Origin of the sequence: Bacteroides caecicola (assembly GCF_023337095.1) — a bacterium.
Lineage (GTDB): Bacteria > Bacteroidota > Bacteroidia > Bacteroidales > Bacteroidaceae > Phocaeicola > Phocaeicola gallinarum.
This window is the reverse complement of record NZ_JAMBLM010000008.1, coordinates 82,136-99,068: the sequence shown is the minus strand read 5'-3', so window position 1 is coordinate 99,068 and position 16,933 is coordinate 82,136. Positions and strand designations below refer to the sequence as shown.

General features: G+C 46.2%; 11 protein-coding genes. 8 read left to right on the top strand and 3 right to left on the bottom strand.

Features of this window, described 5'->3' with window-relative positions:
* Positions 1 to 4 precede the first annotated feature (4 nt).
* The 7 genes from M3085_RS09535 to M3085_RS09505 all read left to right on the top strand — a co-directional run bounded on the left by M3085_RS09535 (position 5) and on the right by M3085_RS09505 (position 11,567).
* The gene (locus tag M3085_RS09535; protein ID WP_178255936.1) at positions 5 to 1,015 is read left to right on the top strand and encodes a 2-oxoacid:ferredoxin oxidoreductase subunit beta; all 1,011 of its coding nucleotides are present in this window, start codon (positions 5 to 7) and stop codon (positions 1,013 to 1,015) included.
* Positions 1,016 to 1,202: 187 nt separating this feature from the next.
* Positions 1,203 to 2,681, top strand: coding sequence for a cysteine--tRNA ligase (cysS, locus tag M3085_RS09530; RefSeq protein ID WP_249052878.1), 1,479 nt, complete (start codon positions 1,203 to 1,205; stop codon positions 2,679 to 2,681).
* Between the two features lie 508 nt (positions 2,682 to 3,189).
* Positions 3,190 to 4,335 carry an OmpA family protein gene (locus M3085_RS09525; RefSeq protein ID WP_204499433.1) on the top strand — a complete coding sequence of 382 codons (1,146 nt, stop codon included), beginning with the start codon at positions 3,190 to 3,192 and terminating at the stop codon, positions 4,333 to 4,335.
* Positions 4,336 to 4,552: 217 nt separating this feature from the next.
* A complete protein-coding gene (locus M3085_RS09520) occupies positions 4,553 to 7,834 on the top strand; it encodes a SusC/RagA family TonB-linked outer membrane protein (protein ID WP_249052877.1) in 3,282 nt (1,093 codons plus the stop codon).
* Positions 7,835 to 7,850: 16 nt separating this feature from the next.
* Entirely contained in the window at positions 7,851 to 9,419 is a 1,569-nt protein-coding gene (locus M3085_RS09515; protein ID WP_204499435.1) for a RagB/SusD family nutrient uptake outer membrane protein, read from the top strand.
* Positions 9,420 to 9,441: 22 nt separating this feature from the next.
* Complete coding sequence (locus M3085_RS09510) at positions 9,442 to 10,335, top strand: glycerophosphodiester phosphodiesterase family protein (protein WP_178255941.1); 894 nt, start codon at positions 9,442 to 9,444, stop codon at positions 10,333 to 10,335.
* Positions 10,332 to 11,567 (top strand): YdcF family protein, encoded by a 1,236-nt coding sequence (locus tag M3085_RS09505; protein ID WP_178255942.1) that lies wholly within the window; start codon positions 10,332 to 10,334, stop codon positions 11,565 to 11,567. The genes M3085_RS09510 and M3085_RS09505 overlap by 4 nt, the downstream gene beginning before the upstream one ends.
* A gap of 3 nt (positions 11,568 to 11,570) precedes the next feature.
* Here M3085_RS09505 and M3085_RS09500 read toward each other — a convergent pair whose 3' ends face one another.
* From M3085_RS09500 to M3085_RS09490, 3 genes are all read right to left on the bottom strand, one after another.
* Positions 11,571 to 12,326: an endonuclease/exonuclease/phosphatase family protein gene (locus M3085_RS09500; protein ID WP_249052876.1), complete on the bottom strand. Its 756-nt coding sequence runs from the start codon at positions 12,324 to 12,326 to the stop codon at positions 11,571 to 11,573.
* 252 nt (positions 12,327 to 12,578) lie between these two features.
* Positions 12,579 to 13,478 carry an alkaline phosphatase gene (locus tag M3085_RS09495; RefSeq protein WP_178255944.1) on the bottom strand — a complete coding sequence of 300 codons (900 nt, stop codon included), beginning with the start codon at positions 13,476 to 13,478 and terminating at the stop codon, positions 12,579 to 12,581.
* Positions 13,479 to 13,509: 31 nt separating this feature from the next.
* Positions 13,510 to 15,525, bottom strand: a complete 2,016-nt coding sequence (locus M3085_RS09490) for a glycoside hydrolase domain-containing protein (protein WP_249052875.1) — start codon at positions 15,523 to 15,525, stop codon at positions 13,510 to 13,512.
* Positions 15,526 to 15,868: 343 nt separating this feature from the next.
* Between M3085_RS09490 and M3085_RS09485 the strand changes: the two genes are divergently transcribed.
* Entirely contained in the window at positions 15,869 to 16,933 is a 1,065-nt protein-coding gene (locus M3085_RS09485) for a M20 family metallo-hydrolase (RefSeq protein ID WP_191710198.1), read from the top strand.

Here is a 16,933-nt window from a genome sequence, read left to right as displayed (position 1 = left end):
TAAAATGAGTGAAACAAAATATACCCCTGCTGATTATAAAGCCGGACAGCCACGCTGGTGTCCGGGCTGCGGCGACCATGCTTTTTTGAATTCTTTCCACAAGGCATTGGCAGAATTGGGCGTGCCGCCTCATGAGATAGCGGTTATCTCCGGTATCGGTTGTTCGTCGCGTTTGCCTTACTACATGAATACGTACGGAATGCACACCATTCATGGGCGTGCGGCTGCCATTGCTACCGGGGCAAAAGTGGCGAACCCCGACCTTACGATTTGGCAGATTTCGGGTGATGGCGACGGACTGGCTATCGGCGGAAACCATTTTATCCATGCCATTCGCCGTAACGTAGATATTAATATCGTGTTGCTGAACAACCGTATTTACGGACTGACCAAAGGACAGTATTCGCCGACGTCGGCACGTGGTTTCGTAAGCAAATCATCGCCTTATGGTACGGTAGAAGACCCGTTCCGTCCGGCAGAGCTTTGTTTCGGTGCGCGCGGACGTTTCTTTGCCCGTTGTGCGGCGGTAGACGGAGGTCCTTCGGTGGAGGTTTTGAAAGCTGCGGCACATCATAAGGGAACTTCGGTAGTCGAGGTGTTGCAGAATTGTGTGATTTTTAACGACGGAACCCACAGCGCGGTGGCTAAGAAAGAAGACCGTGAGAAGAACGCCATCTATTTGGAGCATGGCAAACCGATGCTGTTCGGGCCGAATCGCGAATTTGGTTTGATGCAGGAAGGCTTCGGACTGAAAGTGGTGAAGCTGGGCGAAAACGGCGTGACGGAGAAAGACATCTTGGTACACGATGCACACTGCGAAGACCATACGCTCCAGTTGAAACTGGCGTTGATGGAAGGTCCTGATTTCCCGATAGCGCTCGGCGTGATTCGAGATGTAGAAGCTCCTACCTACGATGAGGCCGTCGAAGCACAGATAGAAGAAGTTTCGGCGAAAAAGAAATACCATACATTTGCCGAACTGCTGGATACGAACGATACGTGGGAAGTGAAATAGCTTGTCTGCCCTAAGCGGATAGAACAACGGATATGTGACGGTTTTCTGTCGTTACATATCCGTTTTTTTATTCTGCCAAACCGATAGCCTCCGGTGAAGTTTTACGGCAAAAAAATGTTTTCATCCGCATGTTTTGGCTTTGCGTGCGAAAAAAATTATAACTTTGCCCATTATAATACATTGACTTATGGAGAATAAACTGATTATTTACAATACGCTGACCCGTAAAAAGGAAGAGTTTGTTCCGCTTCATGCTCCCCATGTAGGCATGTACGTATGCGGACCTACGGTGTACGGCGATGCTCATTTAGGACATGCCCGTCCTGCAATTACGTTTGATATTCTTTTCCGCTACCTGAACCACTTGGGATACAAGGTGCGTTACGTGCGTAACATTACTGATGTGGGTCACTTGGAACACGATGCCGATGATGGTGAAGACAAGATTGCCAAGAAAGCCCGCCTCGAACAGTTGGAACCGATGGAGGTGGTACAGTATTACTTGATTCGTTACCACAAGGCGATGGAAGAGTTGAACGTATTGCCGCCCAGCATCGAACCCCATGCTTCGGGGCATATCATCGAACAGATTCAGCTGGTAAAAGAAATCTTGAACAGTGGATATGCTTATGAAAGCCACGGTTCGGTTTATTTCGATGTAGCGAAATATAACAAAGACCACCATTACGGAAAGTTGTCGGGACGTAATCTGGATGACGTGCTTAACACCACTCGCGAGCTGGACGGACAGGAAGAGAAACACAATCCTGCCGACTTCGCACTGTGGAAATCGGCGCAGCCTGAACACATCATGCGCTGGCCGTCGCCGTGGAGCAACGGTTTCCCCGGATGGCACTGTGAGTGTACGGCTATGGGACGTAAGTATCTGGGCGAGAACTTCGATATCCACGGTGGAGGCATGGACTTGATATTCCCGCACCATGAATGCGAAATCGCTCAGAGCGTTGCTGCGATGGGGCATGACATGGTACACTATTGGATGCACAATAACATGATTACCATCAACGGACAGAAAATGGGTAAGTCATTGGGTAACTTCATTACGCTCGAAGAGTTCTTCACCGGCTCCAACAAGCTGCTTACCCAGCCTTACTCGCCGATGACCATTCGTTTCTTCATCCTTCAGGCGCATTACCGCAGTACGGTAGACTTTAGCAACGAGGCGCTTCAGGCTGCCGAAAAGGGATTGGAACGACTGATGGAAGGCATCAAGAACTTAGAGCGCATCACGCCTGCCAAAGCTACCGAAAGCATTAACCCGAAAGGGCTGCGCGAAAAGTGCTATGAAGCCATGAACGACGACTTGAATACGCCGATTGTTATCTCTCATCTGTTTGAGGCAACGCGCATGATTAATACGGTTATCGACAAGAAAGCCACTATCAGTGCCGAAGATTTGGAAGAACTGAAAGAAGTATTCCGTCTGTTTGCATTCGATATTCTCGGCTTGCGCGCCGAATCAGAAAACAATGCAGCTCGTGAAGAGGCTTACAGCAAGGTGGTCGACATGTTGCTGGAGCAGCGTATGCAGGCTAAAGCCAATAAAGACTGGGCTACGAGCGATAAGATTCGCGATAACCTTGCGGCATTGGGCTTTGAAGTAAAAGATACGAAGGACGGTTTTACTTGGCGTTTGAATAAGTAAGAAGCCAATCCCCCCTTATCTGACACGGATTAAACGGTATTTTGCGACAATTTTCGGTATAGTCCTGAACAATAGGCTGTTATCGATTGTTGTGATACCGTTTAATCCGTATTTTTTTATCCTGTTTTTCTCATGCGGTAGTTTTTATCATTTTTATTGGTAGAAACAGCGAACCGTTCGGGTAGAAAGTTTGTTTTCTATGGGAAGAATTTAGCGAGGGTAACGCTTGTCGGAACAACTATTAATATCAAGCATTAGTGGCTTTAACTGACTGGCAGAAGCAATGTTATAAAAACACTTATTTTAGAATGGTTTTTTAATATTATTTTTGTATATTCACTAAAAAACGTTATCTTTGTGATGGCTTTAACAAACTAAGGACTATAACGAGACTAAAAAAGACTAAAGAAAAAAGCTATGAATAAGTCCGGCTTTGTGGTAAAGGCGGATTCGTTTATCGCTTATGTTTATGGTATATAGATGTATTAACTAAACTAAACTTTGTATTATGGTAAAGAAAATGTTTTTAGGTGCAATCCTTTTGGTTGCAGCAATCTCTGGCAACGCCCAGAAAGCGTATGAAGGTACATCCTTCTTTGATAATTGGTATTTAGGTGTGAATGGCGGAGGTGTTACTCCGGTTTCTCATGCTGCATTCTGGAAAAACATGCGTGGAGTGGCAGGCTTGGAATTAGGCAAGCAGGTAACTCCGGTATTGGGTATTTCGTTTCAAGGACTGACGGCTGTCAATACTTCAATGAGCCGTACTGCGTTTGACGCTTTAAGCCTTTCTGCAAATGGAAAAATCAATCTGAATAACTTATTTGCCGGTTATAACGGCGAACCGCGTTTGTTTGAAGTAGAAGCAATCGCCGGTATCGGTTGGGGACATGATTTCGTAAATTCCGGTTACGGTGACGACCATAGCTACGTGATGAGCCGCTTCGGGGCAAGTTTCAATTTTAACTTGGGTGAGGAAAAGGCATGGTCAATCAATATTAAACCTGCTATGGTGTACCGTATGGACGGCAATAAACCTCACATGCTGAATGTTAACAAAGCCGGTCTCGAACTGTTGGCGGGAGTTACTTATCATTTCTCAGGAAGCAACGGTAAGCATTATATGACAATTCAGCGCCCGTATGATGCAGACGAAGTTTGTGCATTGAACTGCAAGATAAACGCTTTGCGTGATGAGGTGGCTGCCAAAAACGCTGCCCTCGATGAAAGCAATGCCAAAGCAGCTCAATTACAAAGAGCATTGGCTGATTGTGAAAACGCGCCGAAACAAGTTGAAACGGTTGTGAAGAACCTGAACTCAATGTCACTCGAATCAGTGGTTACTTTCCGTCAGGGACGTACAACGATTGCTTCCGACCAGATTCCGAACGTAGAACGCATCGCTACTTACATGAAGAACCATCCGGAAAGTAAAGTTTCCATCAAAGGGTATGCATCTCCGGAAGGTAGCGCAGAAGTAAACGAACGCATTGCAAAACAGCGTGCTGAGGCGGTAAAGAATATGCTGATAAATAAGTATAAGATTAACGCCAACCGCATTACGGCTGAAGGACAGGGTGTAGGTAATATGTTCTCTGAACCTGACTGGAACCGTGTCAGCATCGCTACGCTGAACGAAAAAGAAGTAGAATAATACTTTTTTATCCTGAATCTTGAAGGGTGGGGCTTGCATGTCAAGTTCTGCCCTTTTTTATTTGTCATCAGGCCGTAACAGACGGGAGATGAACGGGATTCACGCGATTTGTAAGGAAATCTTTTTGTAATTTTATTGAAATTTATATTTAAATATCCTGCAACTCCGATGTAAATAGACACTTATACCTTTGCCGCAGTTTAATAGAAACAAAGGTATGAGAAAAACAGTTTATTTATTACTTCTGACATTGAGCTTGTTATGGGTATTCAACGTGCCGATGCAAGCAGCAGACTCTTTTGATTATGTGGTAAAAGGAGTTGTGACCGACGAAAGTGGAATGGCGATTATTGGTGCCAGTATTTTTGAGAAGGATACGCAAAATGGAACAATAACCGACATCGACGGAAGATTTAGTTTGAAAATCCAAGACGATAGTCATACATTGGAGATTTCGTATATCGGCTATGCCTCGCAAAGCATAAAAGCAGAGCGGGGGAAAGAATTGCATATCATATTAAAGGAAGATAGCGAGACGCTTGATGAAGTAGTGGTGGTGGGTTATCAGACCATGCGTAAGACCGACCTTGTGGGGGCTGTCTCAAGTGTGAAGGCTAACGAACTGAACGTGACAACGCCTACCGTAGGACAAAGTTTGGTGGGAAAAGTATCGGGCGTTCAGATTTCGCAAGTGAGCGGAGCGCCTTATGGGAATACCAAAATACGTGTGCGCGGGGTTGCTTCTATTAATGCCAGCTCAGACCCGCTTTATGTTATCGACGGATATCCTTCGAACGAAGATCTTATGCTTAATCCTGAGGATATCGAATCAATTGAGGTCTTGAAAGATGCTGCTTCTGCCGCCATTTACGGTTCGCGTGCAGCCGGCGGTGTCGTGCTGATTACAACCAAACGCGGAAAAGAAGGCAAAGCCACGGTAAACTATAATTTTCAAGTAAGTGTTAATCAGCTTGCCAAGAAAATCGATTTGCTCAATTCTGCTCAGTTTGCCGACCTTGTGGTAGAGGGACGTAACAATGCTTATCGTAATTTGTTGGGCGATGCGTGGGATGATTCGTATATTCACGATACCAATGCCATACGTGCACAGCGAATCGGATCGGCTAATAGCGCGGCTATGATTCCGGAGTTCCTTTACGATTTTGAGAAAGGAGAAGTAATCACTCCGCAGTATGATACCGACTGGCAAGATGAGCTTTACCGCAATGCGGTTTCACAGCGCCATCATGTTTCTGTTAACGGAGGTACAGACAAAGTGCGTTATGAAGTGAGTGCAGCGTACCAGAATCAGGAAGGTATTATTCTTTCTACCGGACAAAAAAGATTGAATTTGCGTGCCAACCTTGATGTGGAAATCAGCTCGAAGTTTAAGGTAGGAGGTAACTTCTCAAGCACGTCAAACTGGAACCGTGAGGTACAGGAAGGACGTTTCAATCAAGGACCTATTCTTGGTGCGTTGATTTATGCTCCTATTTTCCGCTGTTATGATGAAAACGGTGAGTTGGTGAAAGGAGAAATGACTTCTTATTCGAGTGATTATGGTTTTCAGCAGATAGAAAACCCCGTAGCGCTTGCCACCGAAACCAAAATACGCCGGAACGGAGTGAGAAATACATATAATCTTACTGCCTCTTACGAACCGATAGAAAATTTATTCTTGAAGGCGAACTTAGGAATGTATACATACAGCGAGAAGTATGAGTTCTATCGTCCTACGAGCTTGTCGGATGGTGCAAATCCGCCGTATTCCGACCAAGCAAAAGCAGCAGCCAATGCCATCGCAAGAACCATGTTGCAGTCTGATTATCTGGTAGAGTTTACCGCGAACTATAATAAAACATGGAATGATGTACATAACTTCAGCAGCGTAGTGGGTTATTCTGTTCAGAAAGATATGTTGGATGTATTGGGGGTAAGAGCAACCGGATATGAAGACGACCACATTACGGAAGTAACCGGACATGGTGCCGACCCCAGCAATATCCAATTGAACAACACGTATAAATCCAATTGGACGATGCTCTCTTATTTTGCCCGTATAAATTATAACTTTGCTAACAAATACTATATTACGGCTTCGTTCCGTGGCGATGCTTCTTCGCTGTTCGGTCCTGATAACCGGTGGGGATACTTCCCTTCAGTTTCTGCTGCATGGACTCTTTCCAATGAAGATTTCTGGAAAGATAATTTAGGAGAAACTTCGGCGCTGAAGTTGCGTGCAAGTTGGGGTATGAGTGGGAATAATAATATCGGTAACTACCAGTATGCAGCGCTTATGAGTTCGCCTACCGGTGTGGTATTCGGTACCGGAACCATTGGTTCGGCAATGTATCCTGGAGGTGTGAAAGACAATGCCATCGGATGGGAATCGACTTCGCAATACAATGTAGGTTTCGACTTGTCATTGTTCAGTAACCGACTCTCTATTTCCGGAAACTACTATCTGAGCCATACGCAGGATTTGCTGTTCGAACAACCGATCTCGGCTATTTCGGGAGCTACTTCAATGATGACCAACCTGCCTGATTCGAAAATCCGCAATACAGGTTTCGACCTTCAGGTAGATGCCCGCATTCTGACAGGTAGAGACTATAACCTTAATGTTAGCGGTAATATTTCAGTCAACCGAAACAAGGTACTCAATTTAGGTGGAAACTCTATCATAACCAATGGTGCTGAACGTTCGTATATGACACATATCACTGAAGAAGGACAACCTATCGGTATGTTTTACGGATTTAAGGTAGCCGGTATGGTAAGCGAAGCTGATATGGCTGGTTTGGCAGCCGATGATGCCGTATATGCAGCCAACGGAAACAGCTTCCCCGAAGGATATGAATTGCAAGGGCCTCCCCGCTCGTTATCTCAATCAGTTCCTTTGCAGCCGGGCGACCTTTACTTCGAAGATGTAAATGGAGACGGTGTAGTAGACGATGACGATAAAACAGTAATAGGAAACCCTCATCCGAAATTTACTTACGGATTTAATCTGAGCGGAAACTACAAAGACCTCGACTTGAGCGCTTCATTCAACGGTTCTTACGGAAACGAGGTTCTCGACGGACAGGATTATTATCTGTTTAATATGGAAGGTTCGGGTAACCAGTACGCCGTGGTTGACGAGCGTTATCGCAGTCCTGAAAATCCCGGAAACGGATGGGTTTACAAAGCGTCACGTGGTGGAACTCAGAGTAACAGTACACGTTTGTCTACCTTCTATCTGCAAGACGGTTCGTTCTTCCGCTGTACCAATATCACCATCGGATATTCGCTTCCTAAAATCAGCCAGTGGTCGAAAGGAGTAATCAGTAATCTGCGTTTGTATGTAGCGGCAGATAACCTGTTTACAATTACCAAATATAAAGGTTATAATCCGGAAGTGGACTATAACGACGGTTCTAATCTGACTCCGGGAGTAGATTATGGTAAATATCCTTTGATGAGAGCTTATAACATGGGTATTCAATTAACATTCTAAAAAAGCAGCATTGAAAATGAAAACAAATATATTTTTAGCATCACTGTTGGTGTTCGGAGGTTTGTCACTTACCTCATGTGAAGATTTCCTCACCGAAAATGACCCCAACCATATTGTTGCAGAAAACTTCTTTTCAACCGAAAACGATGTTGAACGTGCGGTAAACGGAGCTTACTTGGCGCTCCGTTCCGGCAGCTGCATGGGAGAGGGTAGTACCGCTTACACCGAAGAACGTTCGGATAATGCCGGACGTTGGGATAACCAGTCGGCGGCAGGTGAGCCGTTTCAGTTTACCGATTTCTCATTGCTTGCAAGTAATACTTATTTGCAGAGCCATTGGAATGCAATGTTCGAAACAGTAAACAATTCTAATTTCGCGATCAAGGGAGCTGAAGAAATCACATTCGATGATGAGTCAAGCAGAAATAACTATATAGCTGAGGCAAGGTTTGTACGTGCGTTGGCTTATTTCGATATCGTACGCAAATGGGGAGATGCACCGCTTGTTACGGAATATCTTTCAACACCTGCCGAAATCGAAGCCCATACATATCGCGAGGATAAAGCGAATATTTATAATCTGATTGTGGATGATTTGAAGTTTGGTTTAGAGAATAGTACACTCCCTGACCACCAGTCTGAAAGCGGAAAGGGACATGCCAGTAAAGCTGCTATGGCAGGATTATTGGGTAAAGTGTATCTTACAATGGCGCATGTACTTGACGACGGTAATCGTACGACCTATCTGGAGAATGCAAAAACTTATCTGGAACAGTGTTATGGCATGAAGACCTTTGATAGACTGAGTGAAATTTCGTTTGACCCGGAAGATTCTAACGGCGTATTCAATGTGAATAATAAATCTACCTGTCCTGAAATTCTGTTCCAGATTGTGTATCGTCAGGGCGACAGGGATTACCATTCTTCTATCGCTGCCGATACACAGCCGGGAGGCGAAACAACAAACTCGCTTTATGCTTCGCGCGGCGTACCGATGCTGAAAGTTACACCCGATTTGGTAAAAGAATACGAAACGGTAGAGAATGGTTTCGGATGGACTGACCCGCGCCAGAACTGGTCGGTAGGACATTCAGAAACACAGAACTGTTATTATGTAACCAAGTTCCGCGATAGAAGCGAAGCTGCCGGAACATTGGGTTATGGCGGCAACGACTGGATTATCCTTCGCTATGCCGATGTTATCTTGATGTTGGCAGAAGTAAACGAAGCGTTGGGCGATGAAAATACGGCAATCAGTTACTTGAATGAGGTGCGTGAGCGTGCCGGAATTCCGGAATACAGTGTTGCACAAAACGATGCTGCTTACCGTGCTAAATTCCCTACGCTGAAATTGGCGATTTTGCACGAACGCCGTATTGAGTTAGCGTTCGAAAATCAGCGTTGGTACGACTTGCTGCGCTTCTTCACCCCGTCAGAGTTAGTTACCTATATGCACAGCAAGAGTCAGGCGGATTATAACGAATCAAACTTACAGAACTTTACCGAAACGGATATCTATTACCCCATTCCTTATGATGAATGGTTATTGAATCCGGAAGGAATGTATCAGAACGAAGGATATTAAGTATACAGCTAATCTTTATATTATGAAGAAAGTAATTTGTGTGATGTGCTTTCTCACTTCAGTCTTTATGCTCTCTGCCCAAGAGGGCGTAAAGACTCTTGTTCATGAGTTGAAAGACATGAAATCGGAGAAAGTTTTGGTGGTTGCCCACAGAGGTGATTGGAGAAATGCGCCCGAAAACTCTTTGCAGGCGTTTAAGAATTGCATTGAGATGGGGGTGGATATGATTGAAATCGACTTGAAGAAGACGAAGGATAACCAACTCATTATTATGCACGACGGGACCATTGACCGTACTACAGACGGAAAAGGGAAACCTTCTGACTATACGTTGGAAGAAATCCGGAAGTTCCATCTGAAAAATGGTTTGGGGCGTCCTACTTTTCATACGATACCTACGTTAGAGGAGGTGTTGACTTTGGCGAAAGGAAAGATTCTTATCAATATTGACAAAGGGTATGATTACTTTAAAGACGTATATGCACTGTTGGTTAAAACCGGAACGGTGAGTCAGGTGGTTATTAAGTCGGGCTATTCGTATGAAAAGGTGAAAGCCGAAAACGGGGAGGTGCTTGATAAGGTGATTTATATGCCTATTGTCAATTTAGATACGCCTGAAGCAGAAAGCCTTATCGATGGATATGCTGCTTTGAAGCCGGTAGCCGTAGAGTGTTGTTTCAGCGAAGTGACTCCCGATGTCATCCGCCTGCTGAAGAAGGTAAAAGAGAACGGTTCTAAAATCTGGCTGAATTCTTTATGGCCTTCGCTGAATGCCGGCCATGATGATGACCGGGCGGTAGAGTTGGATGAGGCAGATGAAAGTTGGGGATGGCTGCTCGAACAGGGAGCTTCGCTGATACAAACCGACAGGCCGGCTGCATTGTTGAATTATTTGGGAGCGGAAGGAAGACGATGAAACTGTTTTATGCTTTTTGTTTAGCTTGCCTGTGTGCTTTGGCTGTACAAGGACAGGTGAGGAGGGATTATCGTTTAGTGGCTCCGCATACGGTTGAGAGCAAGAACTATTACTTTACTTCTTTATTAAGCCATTCCGAAAAGGCAGACTCGTTACTTCATGCCTCTTCGTTGTTAGTCGAAATTTCGCAGGCAAAACAGCAACGCCTGCTTGATGCAAAGACTACGGCAGAGCGTATTGCTGCTATGAAGTTTTCGTCTGAAGAGATAAAGCAGATAGGAGAAGAGTTGGCGCGATTGTATGAAAAGGGAAACCCGTTGGATGAATTGCTTACTTTTCATGTTTTGCCGTCCGGCTGTTACCGCCAATATAAAGAAACCGGAGCCGAACTTATCCGGAAAATATGGACACAGGATGCCGAAGGAATGAACTATGCCGTTGAGGTATATGCCGCAGGACGTAAGCCTAACTATCCGGCTATCGACTCTATCGGGTTCGATGTGAACAGCCGTCGGTTTACTGAAGAAATCCTGCCGGCTTGCCAAGAAAACGTAGCGCTTTGGAATCAGAAGTCCCCCGCTTTCTATTCCATTCCGTTGAAGTCGGTTTGTATGTTGTTAGATGTGAACGACCGCCGTCAGTCGCTCGACTATGAGCCACTGGGTGAAACGGAAAATGCGGAGGCTTACAGGCAAATAGGGCAAACCGACTGGGAGGCATACCCTTATACGGCAATCCTTGTTCTTGGCGCAGGGCCGGAAGACCCGCGCGAGCGTATCAGTCCCGAAGGAAAACTGCGTGCGGCGTATGCGGCAATGCTCTACCGTCAGCATGAAGCTCCTTTCATTATACTGTCGGGCGGGCGCGTGCATCCGTACCACACCCCTTATAACGAGGCGTATGAGATGAAGAAATACCTGATGGAAGTATGGCAGATACCGGAGAGTGCTTTAATCATGGAACCCCACGCGCGCCATACGACGACAAACTTCCGTAATGCCGCCCGCATCATGTTTCGCGCAGGATTCCCGATGAATCGGTATGCGATAGCTACTTCTTCGGCGTCGCACATCAATGATGTGGCAACAGACAGTTCGCTCCCCCGCAGGTGTCAGAGAGAATTGGGATACGTCCCTTATCGGGCAGGGAAGCGGCTCGCTCAGCGTGTGGTTGAGTTTATGCCGTTGGCAGAATCGCTGATTATTAATCCGAAAGAACCTATCGACCCGTAATGCTTAAAATAAGTCTGCCACCACCACTACCGGTCGGTGGTCAGACTGTACCGGAGCATTTACCGTATATGCCCGCTGAGGCTTTATTTTCGAAGCGGTTGACTTGCTTACGGCAATGTAGTCAATGGTACTGTCGGGGGTATCGGCAGGGAAAGTAGGCTGGCTCATGTCGGTAAGAATCGTGAAATCGTTTTGCATCGCTTTCAGGAAATCCGATTCCGGAGTAGCATTCCAGTCGCCGGCAATGAGTACAGGTTTCTTAAATCGGGTTATTTCTTCTTTGATGATGGGCAGAGAAGCCATGCGGTCTTCTTCCGTCAGCGACAGGTGGGTGCAGATATAAACATAGTCGCTGAATTCCGTGATGAGCATCGTGCGTGCTTCTTCTCTTCCCGGCAATGCCCTGCGGTATACGTTCAGCGGCTTTTCTTTCGACAAGATACCGATGCCGTATTTTCCTCCATCGAAATCAATGGCAGGTGCATACGTGGCATACATTCCGGTATGTTTGCCCAATTCTCCCAGCACATACGTTCCGTGGCTGCGTCCTGTCACGCTGTCGAGTTCCTGTATGGCTACCACATCGGGAGTTTCTTTCCGAATCACTTCCGCCGTGCGGACATAATTGGTAGAGTCATCAAGCCCGTATCCGTTTTTCACATTGTAACTCATAAAGCGTGCCTCTTTTGCTTCCGGCTGGCAGGCTGATAAACCCAAGCAGGCAACTGCCGCCATACCCATCCATAGTTTGTTTTTCATGTTCTTCTTATTTTATGATAAATGAGATTCGTTTTTATATCCCGTAAAGGTAGATAATTTTTCGCAAAATAGCTGCCCGTTTGAGGCGGTAGAGTGGTTCGAATAGAAAGATGAAACCTTCCGAATAGAAATTAGTAGTTCATAGGGAAGCGATGGTGAAAACTACCGCATGTGTTTCGGAGTGTAAAAAAGCCTGTCCAAATTGCCATGTAAAGCAACTTGAACAGGCTGGTAATGAGTGATTTCCGCTTTTTATTTGCTGAATACCTGTGTCATGGGTCTGCCTATCCATGCTTGCGGCTGTTTCAGCCCGAAGATGCAGGCAATGGTAGAAGCCGTATCAAACTGCATCATGGTTTCTTGGAATGCTCCGCCCTGTTTTACGTTTTTTCCGGCAATGATGAAAGGAATTTCCATTTCGGCAAGTGTTATTCCCCCGTGACCTTTGTTGATGCCCCCATGGTCGGAGGTCAGGATAATAATCGTATCATCATAGATACCCGCATCTTTCAGTGCGGCGATGATGCGTGCCACATAACCGTCCAGCGTGTTCAACATCCGGTAGTAAGCCGGCGTATCGTGCCCATCAACGTGTCCCACATGGTCCAGTTGGTCGAAACAAACCGCCACGAAATTCGGCTTCTTTTCCTTGATATACGTTTCCGCCATGCAACAGAGTTGGTCGGGCTGTTCGTTATACCCCATCGCCTGTGCCACATGCGAGATAGCCAGCGTATCTACCAGATATTTGATACCTTCCCATTCGAACATACATCCGGTTTCTGCCTGCGGACACTGTTCGTACATGAGTGAATAAATCGTAGGGAATATTCCGCGTTCGTTTACCACCATCGACGGTATTTCGGGTGTGCGAGACCCCCACGTGGTGTACCCGTGCATTTCAGTACCCGCCCCGTTGAACATCGATGCCCAGTTGATAGCAGATTCGGACGGTAATACCGAACGTTTTTTCAGCGTATAACAGCCGCTGTCCATCAACTGCTTGATTGTAGGAATATCCGCTTTAGGAACACTGTACGCTCCCCATCCGTCGATGCCAATCATTACTACATGTTCGGCTTTCCATTTTGAAGCGTTTGCCGTGGTAAAGAAGCAGCCTAACGCCATCAGAAGTAAAATAATCTTTTTCATACTTTATTGAATTAATGTTTTGTTTTGCAGGTTATTCATTTCCGCCGCAGTAAATAAATTCCAGCACTCCACCTTTTGCGATGTCATGGTGCGAGATGCGATAATCGGATAATTTCCGGTTGTTCAAACGGATTTCAAGTACGGGTTGTTCCTTTGTTTCCCGTCCCACGGTGCGTATGACAAAACGCTTTCCGGCGGGAAGATGAAGCACGGTTTCGTCAAACAGCGGTGAAACCAACTCATAAGAAGGTTCTCCCACGATGAGCGGATAAAGCCCCATTGCGCTAAATACATACCATGCACTCATAGCCCCATCGTCTTCGTCCATTTCCGGACAGTAAGCCTCCGGTGCATTTTTAAAGGCTTTTCCGATATAGGGCGAAGCATACTCGGCATTTCCTCCGTAGATGTGTGTCATCGGTTGGGTTAGAAGCTGGAAGATGGTTTGCTGTGTTTTTTCCGGACTGCCCAACCGATTGAACAGGTAGGGTACGTGAATGTCTGGCTCGTTCCCCTGATTATATAAGTTTTGTGCAAAGAAAGTTGTGAGCTGAGCTTCCAACGAGTCTTTCCCCACTCTTTCAATCATTTGAGGGAGAAACTGTGGAGCTGCCCAACGGTATTGCCAGCGTGTACCCTGATACAGCCCGTTCTGCCTCATGCGCGTGTACGTACTGTCCACGTAACGGAACTCCCTGTCCCACACAGTGCAAAACAAACTGTCTCCTTTCCGGCGGTAAAGAGCGGCATCGGCAGGCTTGTCTAATAGGTCTGCCACGCGAGACAATGCCCATAAATCCGTACTTGCCTCCATACATTGGTCGGGCGACTTTAGCGGCAGGTTTGCCACTTCATGCTTCATGCCTGCGTATGCTTCCGCCAGATTCGGTATTTCGATGCCCTTTAAACGGCTGTCAAGTAAAAGTGCGATGGCATGTTCTGTACGCACGGTAGGCACACATTCAGCATCGGTAGACCAGTCTCTTTTTCCCGTGGTATAAAGTACGGCGAGCGACTGCATCATGTCTGACATCCGTTCGGGGACAATTAGAGTAAGCAAGGGAAACTTGGTGCGATACGTATCCCACAGCGACCATGAGCTGTAATAATCGAATCCTTCTGCGCGGTGGAGCTTTCCGTCTGTGCCGGGATATTCTCCGTTTTTCCCGGTTGTTACCTGAAGCGGACTTTGACAGGTACGAAACAGTGAAGTGTAAAACAGCGTCCGCTCGTCTTTATCTCCACCCTTTATCTCTACACGCGATAAGATGCTTTCCCAAGCCTCGGCAGCTTGTTGGCGTATGGTTTGAAAATCGTTTTCGCTTGTTTCCAAAAAACACCGGCGGGCCTCTTCTATGCTTAAAGGCGAAACGGCGATGCGTACTTCTACAGGCGAATCCTCTGTAAAGGTCAGCTTTTGCCGATTACCTGCCGGCTCAAGATGAAATGGCACATCGGTATGCAGGTAATAATATAATGTATAGCGTCCGTTTCCGCACGTATTGGCTGCCGCAATCGTTCCGCCGATTTCGTTGGACGACAAAGTCTGATAGTCGGAATGGAAAACCCGTTCGAAAGCAGAGGCAGGAGCAAAGAGCAAAACAGGTTGCATTCCCGGCTGCCATGTGAAGCGTTCGACAGCCGTAGTGCGTGTGGCCGTTAGTTCGATGTTCACTCCGTTGCTCAGCTTTGCGTGATAATATCCCGGCTGTGCCTTTTCCGTCGATTTGACGATGCGGACATCCACCCCAGCAGTATCGGGCATCAGGCTCAAGTTTCCTCCACAACCTTGTCCGCCCACTCCCGAAAGGCGGTTGACGGAAATGCCCGAAATGGTAGGAACGGCATAGTCGTACCCCGCATGTTGGCGCGGATGGCTGTCCGGACATACTTGTACCATCCCGAACGGAACATTGGCGGCAGGTGCAAGCTGTCCGTGGTCGCCCGATGTTCCTAAAAACAAATTAACTTCCGTCAGCAGGCTTTGAGCGGAAAGCATACACGTTTGAAGAAGAAAAGCAATAAGTAAACAGGAAATAGCTTTCATATCATGTTTTATTAAGTTTCACGATACAAAAATAACTGATTAGGGTTTCATAATTGTTACAATCGGCTGTTTATTCATCGTCGAGCGTGTAATGTGTTGACAATTAGAGTGGTCTTCACTACCCGTTTGCCGAGGAAAATACTACCGTTAGCGTTACCCATTCCAAGCGGTAGTGTTGCCCCGCGCTACCCATAGTGCAGGCAAGTCCTATGGGTAGCGTTTTTTCGACCCTCAGCATGAAGCCGGATTAAGAATTTGAACAGGTTTTAATGTAAAAACTGTTTCTGCCTTTTCGTGATTTATCAAGATTCATTATATTTGCTACGCAAACAAGATAAAATGTATGACAGAGACCAGTATTTATACATCCGAGGCAATAACACTGCTTCAAGCATTAATAGGAATTCCTTCTCTGAGCCGCGAAGAAGATACGGCAGCTGATTTTTTACAGAATTATATAGAAGAAAGCGGCATTATGACAGGAAGGTCGGGAAATAACATCTGGTGTATTAGTCCGATGTTTGATGTAAACAAGCCGACTATTCTGTTAAATTCGCATATCGACACCGTAAAGCCGGTTACAGGGTGGCGCAGACAGCCGTTTACTCCTAAAATAGAAAATGGCAAACTGTATGGTTTGGGGAGTAACGATGCGGGAGCAAGTTTGGTTTCTCTCTTTCAAGTCTATCGTCATTTGAGCGCAACTCAGCAAAGCTATAATCTGATTTATTTGGCTTCGTGTGAAGAAGAAGTCTCAGGCAAGAATGGGATAGAGAGTGTATTGCCTAAGTTGCCTCCGATTACGTTAGGCATAGTAGGCGAGCCTACCGAAATGAATCCGGCGATAGCCGAGAAAGGTTTGATGGTATTAGACCTGACAGCGCGCGGGAAAGCCGGACATGCAGCCCGAAACGACGGCGAGAATGCGATTTATAAGCTGATGCCCGATATTGAGTGGTTTCGTTCGTTCCGCTTTTCAAAAGAATCTCCGTTGCTGGGAACGGTAAAGATGAGTGTGACGCAGATTAACGCCGGCACGCAACATAATGTGATACCGGATATATGTACGGCGGTAGTGGATATACGTAGCAATGAGTGTTACTCTAACGAAGAATTATTCGAGGAAATCACCAAGCACATCAGTTGCGAGGCGAAAGCTCGTTCGTTCCGCTTGAACTCATCGAGTATCCCTGCCGATCATCCTTTCGTAAAGCGGGCTGTGGAGTTGGGAAAAGTGCCGTTCGGTTCTCCCACGCTGTCCGACCAAGCTCTGATGAAATTCCCGTCAGTAAAAATAGGGCCGGGAAAATCTTCACGCTCGCATACGGCAGACGAATACATCCTGTTGAATGAAATAGAAGAAGCAATCGGTTTATATATCCGTCTGTTAGACGGGCTGAAACTGTGA